General features: G+C 65.1%; 20 protein-coding genes. 8 read left to right on the top strand and 12 right to left on the bottom strand.

Annotation, left to right across the window (positions count from 1 at the left end; genetic code table 11):
- Window positions 1-35: 35 nt before the first annotated feature.
- Entirely contained in the window at window positions 36-287 is a 252-nt protein-coding gene (locus I6F09_RS04825; protein ID WP_225142834.1) for an FtsX-like permease family protein, read from the bottom strand.
- On the opposite strand from I6F09_RS04825, the gene I6F09_RS04820 reads away from it, so the two are divergent.
- Together I6F09_RS04820 and I6F09_RS04815 are read left to right on the top strand one after the other, a co-directional pair.
- A complete protein-coding gene (locus tag I6F09_RS04820) occupies window positions 277-519 on the top strand; it encodes a hypothetical protein (RefSeq protein ID WP_225187573.1) in 243 nt (80 codons plus the stop codon). The genes I6F09_RS04825 and I6F09_RS04820 overlap by 11 nt on opposite strands.
- Before the next feature lie 174 nt (window positions 520-693).
- The gene (locus I6F09_RS04815) at window positions 694-1,143 is read left to right on the top strand and encodes a hypothetical protein (protein WP_225157165.1); all 450 of its coding nucleotides are present in this window, start codon (window positions 694-696) and stop codon (window positions 1,141-1,143) included.
- 1 nt (window position 1,144) lies between these two features.
- Here I6F09_RS04815 and I6F09_RS04810 read toward each other — a convergent pair whose 3' ends face one another.
- Window positions 1,145-1,987: a GNAT family N-acetyltransferase gene (locus I6F09_RS04810; protein WP_225187572.1), complete on the bottom strand. Its 843-nt coding sequence runs from the start codon at window positions 1,985-1,987 to the stop codon at window positions 1,145-1,147.
- 116 nt (window positions 1,988-2,103) lie between these two features.
- Between I6F09_RS04810 and I6F09_RS04805 the strand changes: the two genes are divergently transcribed.
- Complete coding sequence (locus I6F09_RS04805) at window positions 2,104-2,808, top strand: SDR family oxidoreductase (RefSeq protein ID WP_225187571.1); 705 nt, start codon at window positions 2,104-2,106, stop codon at window positions 2,806-2,808.
- Between the two features lie 10 nt (window positions 2,809-2,818).
- On the opposite strand, the gene I6F09_RS04800 is transcribed toward I6F09_RS04805, so the two are convergent.
- Complete coding sequence (locus I6F09_RS04800) at window positions 2,819-3,874, bottom strand: serine hydrolase (RefSeq protein WP_192893422.1); 1,056 nt, start codon at window positions 3,872-3,874, stop codon at window positions 2,819-2,821.
- A gap of 279 nt (window positions 3,875-4,153) precedes the next feature.
- Here I6F09_RS04800 and I6F09_RS04795 point away from each other — a divergent pair, with 279 nt between their 5' ends.
- Both I6F09_RS04795 and I6F09_RS04790 read left to right on the top strand, forming a co-directional pair.
- Entirely contained in the window at window positions 4,154-4,534 is a 381-nt protein-coding gene (locus I6F09_RS04795; protein WP_036013482.1) for a metalloregulator ArsR/SmtB family transcription factor, read from the top strand.
- Between the two features lie 2 nt (window positions 4,535-4,536).
- Window positions 4,537-5,028, top strand: a complete 492-nt coding sequence (locus I6F09_RS04790; protein WP_036013486.1) for an SRPBCC family protein — start codon at window positions 4,537-4,539, stop codon at window positions 5,026-5,028.
- A gap of 108 nt (window positions 5,029-5,136) precedes the next feature.
- On the opposite strand, the gene I6F09_RS04785 is transcribed toward I6F09_RS04790, so the two are convergent.
- The 3 genes from I6F09_RS04785 to I6F09_RS04775 form a co-directional block, all read right to left on the bottom strand.
- The gene (locus I6F09_RS04785; RefSeq protein WP_225147647.1) at window positions 5,137-6,024 is read right to left on the bottom strand and encodes a manganese catalase family protein; all 888 of its coding nucleotides are present in this window, start codon (window positions 6,022-6,024) and stop codon (window positions 5,137-5,139) included.
- Between the two features lie 141 nt (window positions 6,025-6,165).
- Window positions 6,166-7,014, bottom strand: a complete 849-nt coding sequence (locus tag I6F09_RS04780) for an MBL fold metallo-hydrolase (RefSeq protein WP_057029681.1) — start codon at window positions 7,012-7,014, stop codon at window positions 6,166-6,168.
- Window positions 7,015-7,043: 29 nt separating this feature from the next.
- A complete protein-coding gene (locus I6F09_RS04775) occupies window positions 7,044-7,610 on the bottom strand; it encodes an NADH-quinone oxidoreductase subunit B (RefSeq protein ID WP_225124950.1) in 567 nt (188 codons plus the stop codon).
- Between the two features lie 259 nt (window positions 7,611-7,869).
- On the opposite strand from I6F09_RS04775, the gene I6F09_RS04770 reads away from it, so the two are divergent.
- The gene (locus tag I6F09_RS04770; RefSeq protein WP_036013491.1) at window positions 7,870-8,367 is read left to right on the top strand and encodes a ferritin-like domain-containing protein; all 498 of its coding nucleotides are present in this window, start codon (window positions 7,870-7,872) and stop codon (window positions 8,365-8,367) included.
- Window positions 8,368-8,496: 129 nt separating this feature from the next.
- Window positions 8,497-8,763 carry a hypothetical protein gene (locus tag I6F09_RS04765; protein ID WP_081493004.1) on the top strand — a complete coding sequence of 89 codons (267 nt, stop codon included), beginning with the start codon at window positions 8,497-8,499 and terminating at the stop codon, window positions 8,761-8,763.
- A 17-nt stretch (window positions 8,764-8,780) separates the two neighbouring features.
- Here I6F09_RS04765 and I6F09_RS04760 read toward each other — a convergent pair whose 3' ends face one another.
- Genes I6F09_RS04760 through I6F09_RS04745 form a run of 4 tightly spaced genes read right to left on the bottom strand, consistent with a single transcriptional unit; the run spans window position 8,781 to window position 13,141 of the window.
- Complete coding sequence (locus I6F09_RS04760) at window positions 8,781-9,995, bottom strand: ABC transporter substrate-binding protein (protein WP_225187570.1); 1,215 nt, start codon at window positions 9,993-9,995, stop codon at window positions 8,781-8,783.
- A 21-nt stretch (window positions 9,996-10,016) separates the two neighbouring features.
- Window positions 10,017-11,003 (bottom strand): tripartite tricarboxylate transporter substrate binding protein, encoded by a 987-nt coding sequence (locus tag I6F09_RS04755; RefSeq protein WP_036013495.1) that lies wholly within the window; start codon window positions 11,001-11,003, stop codon window positions 10,017-10,019.
- 52 nt (window positions 11,004-11,055) lie between these two features.
- Window positions 11,056-12,252: a CaiB/BaiF CoA-transferase family protein gene (locus I6F09_RS04750; RefSeq protein WP_225132561.1), complete on the bottom strand. Its 1,197-nt coding sequence runs from the start codon at window positions 12,250-12,252 to the stop codon at window positions 11,056-11,058.
- A 1-nt stretch (window position 12,253) separates the two neighbouring features.
- Window positions 12,254-13,141 (bottom strand): IclR family transcriptional regulator, encoded by an 888-nt coding sequence (locus tag I6F09_RS04745; RefSeq protein ID WP_225187569.1) that lies wholly within the window; start codon window positions 13,139-13,141, stop codon window positions 12,254-12,256.
- 216 nt (window positions 13,142-13,357) lie between these two features.
- Here I6F09_RS04745 and I6F09_RS04740 point away from each other — a divergent pair, with 216 nt between their 5' ends.
- A complete protein-coding gene (locus tag I6F09_RS04740) occupies window positions 13,358-14,200 on the top strand; it encodes a hypothetical protein (protein ID WP_036013504.1) in 843 nt (280 codons plus the stop codon).
- A 63-nt stretch (window positions 14,201-14,263) separates the two neighbouring features.
- Here I6F09_RS04740 and I6F09_RS04735 read toward each other — a convergent pair whose 3' ends face one another.
- Window positions 14,264-15,475 (bottom strand): ABC transporter substrate-binding protein, encoded by a 1,212-nt coding sequence (locus I6F09_RS04735; RefSeq protein WP_036013507.1) that lies wholly within the window; start codon window positions 15,473-15,475, stop codon window positions 14,264-14,266.
- 42 nt (window positions 15,476-15,517) lie between these two features.
- Entirely contained in the window at window positions 15,518-16,369 is an 852-nt protein-coding gene (locus I6F09_RS04730) for a fumarylacetoacetate hydrolase family protein (RefSeq protein ID WP_225187568.1), read from the bottom strand.

The following is a 16,369-nucleotide window of genomic DNA, read 5'->3' as shown; positions in this document are numbered from 1 at the left end:
GCCTCCCTGGCCTTTGCGAACATCCCGGCATGCTCTCACTCCGTCTTGAGCGCCTCGATCGGGCTCAGCTTGGACGCCTTGTGGGCTGGATAGAAACCAAAGACGAGGCCGGTCGCGATCGAGAAGACGAGAGACAGGCCGATCGCCTGGCCGTCGATCGAGGTGACCCAACCGGCCATGCGGGCGACCGTCATCGAGAGCGTGATGCCGCCGGCGACGCCGATGGCGCCGCCGAGCAGGCAGAGGACGAGCGCTTCGGAGAGAAACTGCAGACGGATGTCGCGCATCCGCCCGCCGAGCGCCCCGGGCGACGGTCACACCACAATGGTCCAGGACGAGAACGGCACGTCGGTGATCACGCAGAGCGGTGATCCGGCGGAGGCCGAGGTCACGATCGAGAAGGAGCCCGGGCGCACGACGGTCACCCGCCGCAGCGGCGGCAACACCGCGATCGTGACACAGGGCAGCGCAAGCCCGCAGGACATGCTCGACTGGCTGCGCAAGCTGCAGGGCCACTGACGCACGAAGCCATTGAAATGAGAGAGGAATTCCGGGCGTTCTGCCGCACCTTGTTCCCGGTTATTCGCGTGCCTTAACCAATAATTAATTATACGTTTGCGGGTGGGCGACAGCCCGGCCTAGCCTCCTTTCGGGGAGCCGCTATCGCGAAGCCAAACGAGTGTGGTGCGTATCATGATTGCCAGATCATATGGGGCGTTGTTCGCCTCGCTCAGCGCAGCTGCGCTGCTGTTCAGCTCCAGTGACAGTCTTGCCGGACCCGCCGGCGCCACTGCGTCAGGCGTCGCAACTGCCGCCGCGCCGCCGGCTGCGGCACGTCCGGCGATCGGGCCGGGCGCCAGGTTCCACCGCCGCAGCGCTCCCTGGGTCTATTGGCCGGGCGGCGGCAGCTACTTCTACGACGGCGCCGGCTACAGCCAGCCGTTCGCCGATGTGAACCAGTCGCTCTCCGCCGATGTGCGCTACACCTACACCTATGATGTGCCCTGGGACTGGACGCATCGCTATCCGCCGAACGTCGTGCCGTCCAATCGGCCCTACGTGCCGAGCTGCCCGACGGAGCAGGTGACGGTGCCCGGCCGTGGCGGCAGCGAGCACACCGTCAACATCATGCGCTGCTACTGAGTTAACCCAACTCGAAGCTGGTGACGCCGAAGACGCGGTCGAGCCGCAGCGACGCGATCGGCCCCGTATACATCCGCGCCGTCTCGAACACCGGCTCGAGGCCGAGCGCCTCGGCGAGCGCGATGGCGGCGGGATTGACGGCGGGGACGTCGAGGAAGACCTCGCCGGCGCCCGCGCTTCCCATTAGCGCCTGCACGACTTGATCCGCGGCGGCGCGATCGTCGGCGACGAGCGGGCCGATCTTGTAGCCCGTCCGGCAGGTCCGGATCACACCCCATGCAGCGAGCCTGCCCTCGCGCAGCAACGCGCGGCCGACATGACCTCGCGTGTTGATCCAGGCGCGCAGGAAGGCGCTACGCGCGGCGGGGAATACACGGGCGTCATCGGCGTCCACCAGCGCAAACGGGACCTTGTCGAGCGCAACGACATCGGCAGACGGCTTGACGGATCCCGCAACGGTGCCGCCATAGCGGATATTGGCGTAAGCGAGCTGGAAACCCGACTTCTTGTAATTCTCCTGCTGCGCCACGACGCCGTCGAGGCCGATCACGCGCGCGCCTGCATGCGCGATCGCGGCATTCCAGATGCGCAGGCCATGGCCCGCGCCGCGAAAGCGCTCGCGCACGATGTAGAAGCCAAGGAAGGCGAAGCGGTCGTCGTAATTGACGCAGGAGACGGTCGCGACCGGCTCGCCGTCGATCTCGCCGACGAAGAAGCCTCGGGCATCGGGGATCGCGAAGCAGGCGGCATCCGCCAGCCCCGGATTCCAGCCCTCTGCAGCGGCCCAGTCGACGGCGAGGGCGATTTCGTCGGGGCGCAAATTGCGGATCTGCAGATCACTCATTTCAAGCGCCTCATGATGGATGTCTTCGGCCATGGACCTGCCGACGGGTCTGGCTGTAGAAGGCCTCATGATAGGCCGAGCCTGCGGCTCGCCTCAACTGAAGGGATCATCGGATCATGGCAGTAGAGAAGGTTGCGCTCGTCACCGCCGGCGGCAGCGGCATGGGGGCGGGGGCTGCGCGGCGGCTGGCGGCGGACGGGTTTGGCGTCGCGATCCTGTCGTCCTCGGGCAAGGGCGAGGCGCTGGCGGCCGAGCTCGGCGGGCTCGGCGTTACCGGCTCGAACCAGTCGAACGACGACCTGAAGCGCCTCGTCGAGGCTGCGATGGCGAAGTGGGGACGGATCGACGTTCTCGTCAACAGCGCGGGGCACGGGCCGCGTGCCCCCATCGCCGAGATCACCGACGAGCAGTGGCACACCGGCCTCGACACTTATCTCTTGAACGTGATCCGTCCGACCCGACTGGTGACGCCGCTGATGCAGGCGCAGAAGGGCGGCGCCATCATCAACATCTCGACCGCCTGGGCGTTCGAGCCCAGCGCGATGTTCCCGACCTCGGCGGTGTTCCGCGCAGGGCTCGCCGCCTTCACCAAGATCTTCACCGACGCTTACGCGGCCGACAATGTCCGCATGAACAACGTGCTGCCGGGCTGGATCGACAGCCTGCCGCAACAGGACGCGCGGCGCGACAGCGTGCCGATGAAGCGCTACGGCAAGGTCGAAGAGGTCGCGGCGACAATCTCGTTCCTGGCCTCCGACGGCGCCGCCTACATCACCGGCCAGAACATCCGCGTCGACGGCGGGCTGACGCGCTCGGTCTGAGGCGGCCGCCTCAATGTGAGGCGATGAGCCGCGCCAGCTCCGGCAGGATCTTGTAGCGGGCGATCTCGTGCGGATACTCGCCGCGATTGGCCAGCAGGACGATGCCGATCCGCCGCGCCGGCACCAGGCCGATATAGCCGGAGGCGTTGTTGAGTCCGCCGGGCTTGTCGACGATGGTGACGCCTGGAACGCGCACGGTCTCCCAGGCCAGGCCCTGTCCGAATCTTTCGTCGACGCGGAAGGCCTCGCGCTGCGTCAGCCGCAACGCCTCGCGCAAATGCGGGTCGATCGCGCGGCCGTCGACGCAGGCGGCCGCGAAGGCGGCAAGGTCGCGGGCGGAGGCGAACATCTGGCCCGTGCCGGGAAAATCGAAGTAGCTCTGCTGGTTGCCGATCGGCCCGATCGCCATGCCCTGGTCGGAATAGCCCTGGACCACGCGCTGCATCGCCGCCGCGTCCATGACGGCGCGATGGTCCGGACCGCGCTCGGGGAGGAAGGTGGAGCCCATGGCGAGGGGGCGGAGAATGCGGTGCTGGATCAGCGCATGGATCGGCTTGCCGTAGCAACGCTCGAGCACGAGCTGAAGCAGCACATAGCCGGCATGGGTGTAGACGCGTTGCCGGCCAGGTGCGATGCCGGGTGCCGGCGTGAAGGCGTTCAGCAGGGCGATGAACTGCTCGCGCGTAAACTCTTCGTTCGGCCAGGGCGGATGGTCGGTCGGCAGCAGCAGGCCCGACGTGTGCGTCGCCAACTGGCCCACAGTGACGTTGCGGATGTAGTTGCCGCTCAGCTCGGGCAGGTATTTCGGCAGACGATCGTCGAGCCGCAGCTCGCCGCGCAGCACGCCGAGCGCCACGAGCGTGGCCTCGAACGGCTTTCGCAACGAGGCGAGGTTGAACAGCGTGTCGGGCGTCACCTTCCGTCCGGTCGCATCGTCGGCGAACCCGTAGCTGAAGAACTCGACATGGCGGCCGGCATAGAGCGCTGCGGCGAGGCCGCCCGCATGGTCCGCCGTCGCGGTCGGCGCCAGCGCGCCGGCGACGATGTCGCGCATTTGCGCAATCATGTCGGAATCGGCCGAGGCGCGGCGCGGGCAAAGCGCCATCGCCATCGCAATGGACGCGGCCTGGGCGAAGCCTCGCCGGGTGATCGGGGATGAGATGACAACGGGCGGCACGTGCTCTGATCGATCATGCTGATGCGCCCCGGACATGGTTTAGCGAGAAGACCGCGAGGTCCCAATTCACGATTGCGCGTTGTGGGTTCCCGTCATCCGGGCTGCGAAACTGAGCCGTCGGGCTAACAATTGTTGACGGCCGCGACCCCGGCGTGTATAGTTAGCTTCATGGCTAACCAATTATCCAATCTCGACCAGATCTTCGCCGCGCTCGCCGATCCGACGCGGCGGGCGATCGTGATGCGGCTGTGCGCGGGCGAGGCGTCGGTCGGCGAGCTCGCCGGTCCCTTCGACATGGCGCTGCCGAGCTTCATGAAGCACATCCATGTGCTGGAGACGAGCGGGCTCGTTCAGTCCGAGAAATCGGGACGCGTGCGCACCTGCCGTCTCAGCGCGGATGCGCTGGTCGGCGCCGAGGATTGGTTCCAGCAGCAGCGCGCGGTCTGGGAAGCGCGGCTCGACCGGTTCGAGGCCTATGTGATGAAGCTCAAGAAAGAAAGGGCGGCCGTCAAGCGGCCGTCCCGAACAACCAAACGGAAAGGTTTCTGACAATGACTGGTTTTGCCAACCCCGCTCTGTCGCAATGGTCGCTCGACCGCGAGATCGTGATGTCGCGCGTGATCGACGCGCCGCGCGATCTGGTGTTCGAGGCATGGTCCGACCCGAAGCATCTGCCGCAATGGTTCGGCCCGAAGGGCTTCAAGGTCGAGACCTTCGAGATCGACGTGCGCGTCGGCGGCGTCTGGCGCTTCAACATGATCGGGCCCGACGGTACGGTCTATCCGAACCGGATGCGCTTCCGCCGCATCGAGCGGCCGTCGCTGATGGAGATGGATCACGGTACCGACCAGGATGACGATCCCCGCATGTTCCGCTTCACCGTCACCTTTGCCGAGCAGAGCAACGGCAAGACCGTGCTGATGATGCGGCAGCTGGCCTCGAGCACCGAGCAGCGCGATGGCATGATCGGCTTCGGCGCCGTCGAATACGGCTACCAGACGCTCGACAAGCTCGCGGCCTATGTGGCGGGCATGAAGCGGTGAAGGCAGTCCCGCCATTCCCGGGCCCTGAGATGGCGAGCCGGAAATGGCGGCGTGCGCGAACACATTCTGATCAAGCCGCCGTCGAAATGGCGGCTTGCCTTGTACAGGTCAGGTCAGCGCGTTGGTGACCGGCGGCTCCTGCATCTGCTCCACTTGCGCGGCGCTGTCGGGACGTGCGGGTCCAAGCACGGGCTCGTCGCCGAGCGGCTCGAAGGCGGGGCGGAAGCTGAATTCGCCGCGGCCGTCGAGCGACGGACCTTCGTTGTAGCGGCCTGGCTCGAGCGGCGCTCCGCTGCGCTCGGTACCCATGAACATGTAGCTGAACTCGGTCGCTTCCTTGCTCCGGTCGAAGCTGTTCGGAATCGGCAGCGCGGCATCTCCGCCCAGCTCCTCGATCACGGCGAGCCATTGCTGTTGATGCATGGTGTCGCGCGCGATCAGGTAGCTGAGCATGTCCTGCATGCCCGGATCGCTCGTGGAGTTGAAGAGGCGCACCGCCAGCGTTCGGCCGGTGGCTTCGGCGGCCACGTTGCAATACATATCGGCGGCGAGATTGCCGCTGGCGTAGATGTGCGAACAATCGAACGGGACGCCGTCGGCGTTGGCCGGGAAGGCCGCCATGCCCGTCGACAGGATATGCCGATGCAGCATGCCCTCGATCACGTGTCGCGGCCGCTCGCCGCCGGACATCACCGCGCCGACGATCGGATTGCCCTGCATGCTGCTCTCCTGCATCGTCGCCGGTGCATTTTCCAGGTTCAGGGCGACCGCGGTCGAAAGCATCTCGATGTGGCTGATCTCCTCGGTTGCGGTGTTGAGCAACACGTCGCGATATTTGGCCGGACCGCGCGCGCCCCAGGCCTGGAAGAAATATTGCAGGCAGACGCGGATCTCGCCCTCCACGCCGCCGATCGCCTGCTGCAGCTGGCGGGCGAAGATCGGATCGGGCTTCTCGACCCTGACCGGGTATTGCAGTCGCTTGTCGAAATAGTACATGCGCAACTCCTTTTTGTTCTGTCGTATTGGCGCAATGAAGCCCGTGGGGTTGCGTTCCTAATCATCTGCAATCGCAGTTCAGATCGCTTCGAAATTCGCGGACCGCAAAGCCGAAATTGACGCGGTCCCCCACCACCACTCCTATGCGCGTCGATGGGAAGGTACGGCGACCTCGTCGAACAACTCGGCCAGAGCATCGAGCGCAACGCGCATCGCCGGTCCTTGCATCGCCGCGCCATGGCCGGTCACGACGATCTCGGGAGCAAGCGCGGCAAGTTCGCGCACCGAGGTTTTTGCGCTGGCCCAATCCGGCGTGAAATACATCGGCGGCCCGTGCATCTCTGGTGTTTGCGTCATTGCCGCGTAAACTGACTCCTGCCGGGTGGTGATGAAGGCGTCGCCGGCGATCAGGACGCGGTCGCGCTCACGCCAGAGCGAGACATGACCGGGCGTGTGGCCGGGCGTCGGGATCCACCGCCAGTCTTGCATGAAGGGCACGCTGTGGTCCGAGGGCAGATCATAAAGGCGGGATGCGACGTTGACGGGTCTTGTCGGAAACAGCGGAGAGAGCAGGGCGAGCAAGCCGCCACCGACACTCGGATCGGCTGGCGGATAGGATTGCGTGCCGTCGAGATAGGGATGCTCGGCGTGATGCGCATAAACCGGGACGTCCCACTCGTTCGCCAGCGTCTCGAGCACACCGACGTGATCGAAATGAGCGTGTGTCATGATTATGCAGGCCGGGCGGCCGTGGCCGCCGAACCGAGCCTTGGCGGCGGAGCGAATCGCCGGTGCCGCTCCGGGGATGCCGGCGTCGACCAGTACCCAGTTGCCGTCGCCAGCACCTTCGCGGCCGACAAAGATCACGTTGACGATGGCAAGCTGCCGGTAGGCAACGTCGGCCACGATCTGTCGTGTGTTGTCGTTTCGCTCGAGGTCGAATTCGGGGTTTTCCGCCTCGGCCGCCGGGGAAAGAGGAATTTGCGTCATGCCGGTCCGTGTCGACCCAGTCTGATGTGTCATCGTTCTATCGTGCCCATCCGCCGGATTTTCTTCTGGAGCAGCATCACGCCGTAGAGCAGCGCTTCCGCGGTCGGCGGGCAGCCGGGGACGTAGATGTCGACCGGCACCACGCGGTCGCAGCCGCGCACGACGGAATAGGAGTAATGGTAATAGCCGCCGCCGTTGGCGCAGGATCCCATCGAGATCACGTAACGCGGCTCGGGCATCTGGTCGTAGACCTTGCGGAAGGCCGGGGCCATCTTGTTGGTCAAGGTGCCTGCCACGATGATCACGTCGGATTGACGCGGTGAGGCCCGCGGCGCAAAGCCGAACCGCTCGGCGTCATAGCGCGGCATCGACATCTGCATCATCTCGACGGCGCAGCAGGCGAGTCCAAACGTCATCCACATCAGCGATCCCGTCCGCGCCCAGGTGATCAAATCCTCGGCGGTGGCGGTGAAGAAGCCCTTGTCCGCGAGGTCATCGCGGATCTGCATGAAATAGGGATCTGAGGCGTTGTCCGGCTGCCCCTGGCCCGGACGCGGCACCGGGAAATTGCTGGCGGGTGAAGGACTGTCGGTCATTAGATCATCATTGTCGCTGGGGTGAGGGCGCAACGTCGCGCTGTGACCACGCGCTGCTGTGAACGGCGGGGCGCAGCCGGCGTTCCCGCGGTCGAAGACCACGTTCCGTTTGGCTATCGCAGGTTAGCGCTGGGTCCTTCGGCCGGAACAGGCGACGAAGACATGGTCTCTCCTGCGGCAATCAGCGCGGCCGTGTTAGGAACAATCGCCCGTGCTTCCCGGTTGCGCGAACGACGCCAGTCAAATGGAGAACAGGAAAATGGCCAATGCAGCCCGCGATACGTTCGTGGTGGGACTACGCAATGCGCATGCGATGGAAGTGCAGGCGCGAGAGTTGATGGAGCGCCAGTCGGAGCGGCTGGACGAATATCCCGAGGTCAAGGCGAAGATCACGGCGCACCTTCAGGAGACCAATGAGCAGCTGCGTCGCCTCGAAAAGTGCCTGGAAGCCTGTGGCGAGAGCACGTCGAGCCTGAAGGATACGGCGCAGTCGGTGATGGCCAACATGATGGCCATGGCGCATTCGGTTGCCGGCGACGAGATTCTGAAGAACACTTTCGCGAACAACGCCTTCGAGAATTTCGAGATCGCCGCCTACAAGTCGCTGCTCGCGCTGTGCGGCGCGGCCGGCATGCCGGAGGCGAAGGAGCCGCTCGAGACGTCATTGAAGGAGGAGCAGCGCATGGCGGCCTGGATCGATTCCAATGTCGAGAAGGTCACCATGGAGTACCTCACGCATCAGCGCCAGGCCGCGTAGTCCTTCGCGTTCCTCGCTGACAGCGAACCACCGGCGCGCCCCGCGGCCGGTGGTTTTTTCGCGCCGCCGGGTTCCCTGCCATCTGCGCGTGAGCCTAGGAACGATCGCTGCGATCAGGCTTTGGCAGTGATGACGCACATCATCTTCAGCGATTACCGCAATCCCGCGGCGGAGCAGGCCTACGAGATCGCCTGGGACTTTCTTACGCGAACGGGCGCCATCAGCGACGAATTCGACGCCTGCGTGTTCCTGGCGCAGCGCATCACCGTGATGGTCGAGGAGGGACACACGAATCGGATCCGCATGGCCAACCGCGCGATCTCCGAATACCAGCGCCATGCCGCGGAACGCGACGATCTCATCCGTGGCGGCGGCCGTTACGCCGAAAGGCGTTGAGCGCCGGCGAAGCGGGTTCACTCCCTGGCTTCGTCCGTGACGATGTCGCCGAGCTTCTGCCAGCGCTGGCCGTCGAACTGCACCATCTGGAACTGCTTGTTGACGCGATAGTCCGTCGGCGTGGTCGTGACCGAGATCCCCGGGAGCGTCAGGTCGAGCTCGACGTTCTTGAGGTTGGCCGCCTGTCGCATCACGTTCTCGCGGGTCAGATCGTCGCCGCATTGCTTCAGCACTTGCACCAGGAGCTGCGCGGTGATGTAGCCGTAGACGTTCAGGTTCGAATCCTTGTCGCCCTCGGGATAGTACTTGGCCATGAAGGCGAGGTAGCGCTTCATGCCCGGGTCGTCCTTCCATTCGGGATCCGCGGCATCCTTGACGTATCCGACGCTGATGATGCCCTTGGAATTGTCGAGCCCGGCGGGCTTGAGCACGGCGCTGAGCGAGGAGGCGTTGATGTCGATGATGTGCAGCGCCTTCCAGCCGATCTCGGCCATCTTCTTGATGGCCTGCGCGGCCTGCTTCGGCGTGGTCGCGCTGAACAGCACGTCGGCGCCCGCATCCTTTAACCGCAGGATCTGCGAGTCGATCGTCGGCTCGTTGATCTCGTAGGAGGTCTCGGCGACGACCATGTTCGCCTTGTCGCCGAGGCCCGCCTTGAGGCCGGCGAGATAATCCTTGCCGAGATCGTCGTTCTGGTAGAGCACGCCGATTTTGGCCTTCGGATGGTTCTTCAGGAGGTATTGCGCATAGATCCGGCCCTCGACGAGGTAAGAGGGGTTGAAACCCATGGTCCAGGGGAAGTTCTTTGGATCGGTGAAGCGTGCGGCGCCGGTGGCGGCGAAGAGCTGCGGGATCTTCTTGGCGTTGAGATATTTCTGAACGGCGACGTTCGGCGCGGTGCCGATGATCTGGAAGGTCAAAAGCACTTCGTCGCTTTCGACGAGCTTGCGGACCTGCTCCACCGTCTTCGGCGGCGAATAGGCATCGTCATACTGGATCAGCTCGACCTTGCGGCCGTTCACGCCGCCCTGGTCGTTGATCATCCTCAGATAGGCGGCCTGGGTCTTGCCGATCACCGCGTAGGCCGAGGCCGGGCCGCTGAGCGGCACGGTCTGGCCCACCTTGATCGCGGTGTCGGACGCGCCGGGATCGTATTTCTTTTGTGCCTGCGCTGCCGCGACCGAGAGGAGAAGGGCGGAGGCGGCGATGAATTTGGTGACGACGTTTTTCATGTCGGTTTCCTCCAGCAATCCTCATTCGCCCTTGAGGCCGGCGTCGCGGATCAGCTTGGTCCATTTCTGCGTTTCGGCGTCGATGAACTTGCTGAACTCGGCGGCGGTGCCTGGGCGCACTTCGAGGCCTTGCGCGGTCAGCTTGTCCTTGATCGCAGGCTCGGCGAGCGCCCGCAGAACCTCGGCCTGGAATTTGTCCACGATGGCGCGCGGCGTCGTGGACGGCACCATGAAGCCGTACCAGCCGGCCGCAGCCACATTGGGAAAGCCCTGCTCGCGCAGCGTCGGTGCCTGCGGATACAGCGCGCTGCGCTCGGCCGAGGCGACGCCGAGCACGGTGAACTTGCCGCTCTGGATGTAGGGCAAGGCCGTCGGCAGCGCGGTCAGTGTGGCGTCGACGCGTCCGGCGAGCAGCTCGGTGTAGGAGGCCGCATCGCCCCGGAACGGGATGTTCAAACCCTTGACGCCGGCGTCGCGGAACAGGAGCTCTCCGGCAAGATGCGGCTGCGAGCCGGCGCCTGGGGAGGCGAAGGTGAGGCCGTCGGGCTTGGATTTGCCGTAGGCGATCAGGTCGGGAAGCGTCTTGAACGGCGCGTCGGCGCTGATGATGAGGAACAGCGGCGCGATCACCACCATCGCCACCGGCGCCAGATCCTTGCGCTCATAGGTCAGCTTGCCGAACAGCGCCTCGGCGGTGGCGTAGGGCGCCGCGACATAGAGGATGGTGTAGCCGTCGCCCGGCGCATGGGCGACCATGTCGTTGGCGATGCGCGTGCCGGCGCCCGGCTTGTTCTCGACAATAAACTGCTGACGCAGGCTGCGGCCGAACTCTTCGGCGAGCAGACGCAGCGAGATGTCGTTGGACCCGCCGGGCCCGTAAGGCGAGATCAGACGGACCATGCGCGAGGGCCAGGCGTCCTCGGCATGTGCCCTCATGCCTGAGCCGGCCGCGAGCCCGCCCGCGATCGTGCCCAGCAGAGCTCGCCGCGTCACCTTGAACGATGCCACTGTTGTCTTCCTCCCTGTATTTGTTTCTCTTTTATCTGCCGCTCTTACGACCTCAGATCACCTTTCGTTGGGTGAGCTGCTCGATCCTGGCGTCCGAGAGCCCGAGCCAATCCCGGTAGACCTCGTCATTGTCCTGGCCGACGTCGCCCGCGGCATGGCGCAGGCGCGCGGGATCGACGGTGAAACGCGGCACGACATTGGTCATGGCGACCGTGCCGAAATCCCGGTCGGCAACGCGCGTGATCACCTCGCGCGCCTTCACCTGCGGGTCGTCGGCGATCTGATCTATCGAATAGATCGGGGCGAGCGTTCCCTGCGCGGCGTTGAAGCTCGCGAGGACCTCGTCGAGGGGGTGCGCGGCGCACCAGGCCGCAAAGATGTCGTTGAGCTCGGCGGCGTGCTGGACGCGCTGCTCATTGCCGGCAAAGCGCGGATCCGCGATCAGATCGGGGCGGCCGATCGCCCGGCAGTTCGCTGCAAAGAGCGCGTTGGTCGAACCTGCGAGCGTGACCCAGTGACCGTCGCGGGTGCGAAACACCGCGGCCGGTGCTGAATAACCATTGGCGTTGCCGATGCGGCTGCGAACGGTGCCGAGCTGGTCGTGCTCGATGGCGAGGACGTCGAGCAGGCGGAAGGTGGCTTCGGTCAGCGCGAGATCGATCTCCTCGCCCGGCGCATCCGGGTCGCGCGCCCGCTTCCACAGCGCTGCCAGCACGCCGACGGCGCCGAACAGGCCGCCGATCGAATCCCCGATCGGGTATCCGGGATGGGTCGGTTCGCCGCCGCTCTCGCCGGTGATGTAAGTCAGTCCGCCCATGGCCTCGAAGATGCGGGCGAAGCCGGGGCGCTCCCGATAGGGACCATCCTGCCCGAAGGCGGTGGCGCGCAGAATCACGAGACGCGGCTGGATCGACCACAGCACCTCCTTGGGAAGCCCCCAGCGATCCAGCGTTCCCGGACGAAAATTCTCGATCAGCACGTCGAAGCGTGGAAGCAGCTGCTTGAACAGCGCAAGCCCTTCCGGCGTGCGCAGATCGAGCGTGGCAAACTTCTTGTTGCGGTTGGCGGCCTTCCACCACAGCGGCTTGCCGTTCTTGAACGGCGGAAACGACCGCACGCCGTCGCCGTGCCCGGGCATCTCGATCTTGAGCACGTCCGCGCCGTAGTCGGCCAGCAGCGTGGCGGCGAACGGCGCGGCGATGATCGTCGCGATGTCGAGAACCTTCAATCCTTCGAGCGGTCCAGCCATATCATGTTCCGGCGCTTGTGATTTTCTTGGTTTTGCGCGGCGGCGGCTTGAGCTCGGCCTGCCCGACCATGGCCCGGATGCTATCGGCGAGCGCCGCGATGCGCGGACCGATTTCGCCCTCGAGCTGCCCGGGCTGCAGCCGGAAGGCGGGGATGCCGCAATTGATCGAGAATGATTGTTTCGCTTCGCCGATATGAAACAGCGGCGCGGCGACGGCATGGATCGAGGCCATGTACTCGCCCCAGCAGGTGCAGAAGCCGCGGCTTTTGCATTGCGCGATGCCGGCGCGGTATTTGTCGCGGAGCGCCGACCACAATCCGGCATCCTCGGCGGCGAGATTGCGTTCCAGCCGGTCTGCATCGGCCGGCGGCAAGGTCGCCGCCGCGGCGCGGCCCATGGCGGTCATCACGACGGGAATGGGCATGCCGATGTCGGGCACGTGCGGGCCGACATCGCCGGAGCGCGCGGTCTCGACATAGATCATCGACGTCGCATCGAGCAGGCCGATCGACACCGTGCCGCGGACGCTGTGCGCCAGCTCCTGCATCATCGGCCGCGCCACCTGGCGGAATTGCATTCCGGCGAGCAGGGGATGCGCCATCCGCAGCGCCCGTGCACCGACGCGGTACTTCGACCGCTCGGCGTCGTAGCGGAGATAGCCGAGCTCGGCCAAGGTATGGGTCAGCCTCGCCACCGTCGGGCGCGGGATGCCGGTCAGCGTCGACAGCTCCATGTTGCCCAGCAGCGTGCTCCCGGCCTTGAACGCCTCGAGCACGACGAGCCCCTTGGCCAGAGTGGTGGCGAAAGCGGCGTCATCGGCGCTCTCGGCCAGCACGGCTGCGGCAGAGGAGAGCGGGCGCTGCGGCGTGGGTGAGTCAGTCGGAGCCATCCCGGAATATCAGACGGACGGATTTCGAATGTCCAATAGATTCGCCGTCTATGAGAAAATTGTCCGATATGTGGACACTCGGCTCGCAGCGCTTCTTGCGCCTTCCGAGCACCGCTGGAACGACCGGGCACACAGATTTTTGTCGTGATTGCCTGTCGTTCTGTGACAGGATTATTACGACGACGTGTCAGATCGATAATTTTTGCGGAGCGGTTCATGTTGCAGTGGCAGGCGCGGTCAAATCCCCTGGCGTGGTGGTGGGGATCCCTCACGCTTGTGAGCAGCGCCAATATCCTCGTCTGGTTCATGCTCTATCGTGAGTTCTATCCGACGCCTTCGGCCAGCCTCGGTGGCGGCTCGGACATCGGGCTGATGTTCCTGCTGTGCGCCGGCTATGTGTTCGGCTGCGCCTTCCGTTCGGTGCTGCCGCGCGCCGACGTGCAGCGCATCTGCCTGTTCGACACCTGGCTCTCCAGCGTCGCCGTCGGCCGGACGGTGGCGACGGTGGCCGAGCTCTGCTTCGCCGCGCAATGGGCCATCATCCTGCATCAGCTCGGCAAGATGACGGGCGCGGAGACCGCGGTGAACATCGCGCTCGTGATCGTGCCGATCATCATCATCGCGGAATGCTTCTCCTGGTACGCGGTGGTGACGACCAACTTCCTCTACAACGCGATCGAGAATTCGCTGTGGGCTGTGACCTTCTTCCTGGCCGGCATCGCGCTATGCCGTCTGATGCCGGAATTCCAGGGCGTAGTGCGCTGGGCGCTGATGTCAGGCATCGTCGGCATCGCCTGCTTCCTTGCCTTCCTCATCACAGTCGACGTGCCGATGTATCTCAGCCGCTGGCGGGCAGGGCATGAAGAGGGCAACACATTCCTCGGCTTCCTCGAAGGGCTGCATGACGTCTCGACGCGCTGGGTGGTGACCCACGACATCGCGCACTGGAAGGGCGAGCTGACCTGGATGTTCCTGTATTTCAGCGCGGCGGTGTGGTCGAGCCTCGCGCTCTGCGCGCTCTACGCGATGGAAGGCTATCTGACGCGCTATCTCGCCTGACGGTCAGATTCCAACTTGACGCGTTCTCTGAAGCGAAGCGGTATCCACTTCGCTTCAAGGGCTTCACTTGCCGACCAGGCTGCATTTGCTGCGATCGAGCGGGCGGAAGGCCTGGTCGGGCGGGATCGTCGCGACCAGCTTGACGAAGTCCCACGGACCCTTGGATTCCTCCGGTGTCTTGACCTGCACCAGATAGAGATCGTGCACCATGCGTTGGTCCTCGCGGATGCGGCCGTTGGGGGTGTAGGCGTCCGACACCGGCGTCGCCTTCATTTTGGCCATCACGACGGCGCCCTCGTCGGAACCGGTGTCCTTCACGGCCTGCAGATAGTGGCGCACGGCGGAATAGACGCCGGCCTGAATCTGCGAGGGCATCGCCTTGCGGCGAGCATAGAAGGCATCGGAGAATTTCCGGGCTGCCGGCGAGACATCCTCGAAGAAGGAGGTGACGATGAGATCACCGCGCGTCGCTTTGAGCCCAACCGCCTCGATGTCGACGTTCTGGAACGACATCGGCACGATCTTCATGCCTTGGCTGGCGAGGCCGAACTCCTCGGCCTGCTTGATCGCGGTCGCGTTGTCGCCGGCAACGTTGATGGCCAGGATCTTGGCGCCCGACGACTGCGCCTGGAGCAGGAATGAGCTGTAATCGGGCGTGCCGAGCTGCGCCTTGACGCTGCCGGCGACCTTGCCGCCGAGTGCGGCGATGCGCTCGCGTGCGGTCACCTCGATCGAATGGCCGAAGGCGTAGTCGCCGGTGATGAAGAACCAGGGCTCCTTGCTGGTCTGCATGATGCCGGAGACCACGGCGGTCGCGGTGGAATAGGCGTCCTGGGTCCATTGCACGCTGGTCGGCGCGCACGCTTCATCGGTCAGCTGGTTCGCGCCGGCGCCGGAGATGAGGAATATCTTGCCGTTGCCGCGCACCAGCTCCTGCACCGCCAGCGCTGCACCGGAGCTGCCGCCATCGGCGACGGCCTGGACCCCGTCGCTGAACCATTTTCGCGCCAGCGATGCGGCGAGATCCGGCTTGTTCTGGTGATCGGCCTGCAAGATCTCGATCGGCTTGCCGTTGATCTTGCCGCCGAACTCCTCGGCGGCCATTCGCGCCGCTTCGACTGAGCCCGGACCCATGGCGGTCGCGAACACGCCGTTCATGTCGGTGAGGACGCCGATGCGGATGGCCTCGCCTTTGATCTCGGCCCGCGCGGGGAGGGGCGCGAGCGCAAGTGCGATCAGGAGGGTGGCGACGGAGGTGGTGCGGGTCGTGCCCATGGCGTTTCCTTGATGTTATCGTTGATTGATCGATGTTGACGGTCAGGCCGGTTCGGCGATCACCGTGTTGCGCAGGGTGCCGATGCTGGAGATCTCGACCTCGACGGTGTCGCCGGGGCGCATCCACAGCGGCGGCGTGCGCTTGGCGCCGACACCGCCTGGCGTGCCCGTGACGATGACGTCGCCGGGCAGGAGCGGGCAGATGGTGGAGATGTAGGCGATCAGCTCGGGGATGGCGGTGATCAGGAGATCCGTCGTGGTGTCCTGCACGACGTTGCCGTTGAGCCTTGTCTGCAAGGTGAGTTTTGACGGATCCGGAATCTCGTCGGTCGTCACCAGCCACGGACCGAAACTGCCGCTCTCGGCAAAGGTCTTCCCGGCGAGGAATTGGCTGGTGTGGCGCTGCCAGTCGCGGATGCTGCCTTCGTTGTAGCAGGAATAGCCGGCGACGTGATCGAGCGCGCGGCCAGGGGGGATGTGACGTCCCGCCTTGCCGATGATGAGCGCGAGCTCGCCTTCATAGTCGAAATCGTCGCTCACCCCAGGTTTGACGATGGGCTGGAGATGGCCAACCTGGCTACAGGCGAAGCGCGCAAACAGCGCCGGCTTTTCGGTGACGGTGCGGCCGGTCTCGGCGACGTGATCGCGATAGTTGAGGCCGACGCAGATGATCTTGCCGGGATCGGGAATCACGGGCGCGAAGTTGATCTTATCGAGCGGATGATCAGGGGCCGCGGAGGCGGCCAGCCTTGCCGCCTCGGCGAGCTGACCGGCTTCGAGCAGCTCCCGCAGCGTGGTGCACGCCGCCATCCGCGCGCCGAGATCGACGACGCCGTTGTCCTTGACGGCGCCGAAGGAGGGGCGTCCGTCCACACTGAATGAGAGCAGCTTCAT

It is taken from the genome of Bradyrhizobium sp. IC3195 (assembly GCF_020193585.1).
Lineage (GTDB): Bacteria > Pseudomonadota > Alphaproteobacteria > Rhizobiales > Xanthobacteraceae > Bradyrhizobium > Bradyrhizobium yuanmingense.
Note: the sequence above shows the minus strand (reverse complement) of the source record. Positions and strands in the feature narration are given on the sequence as shown.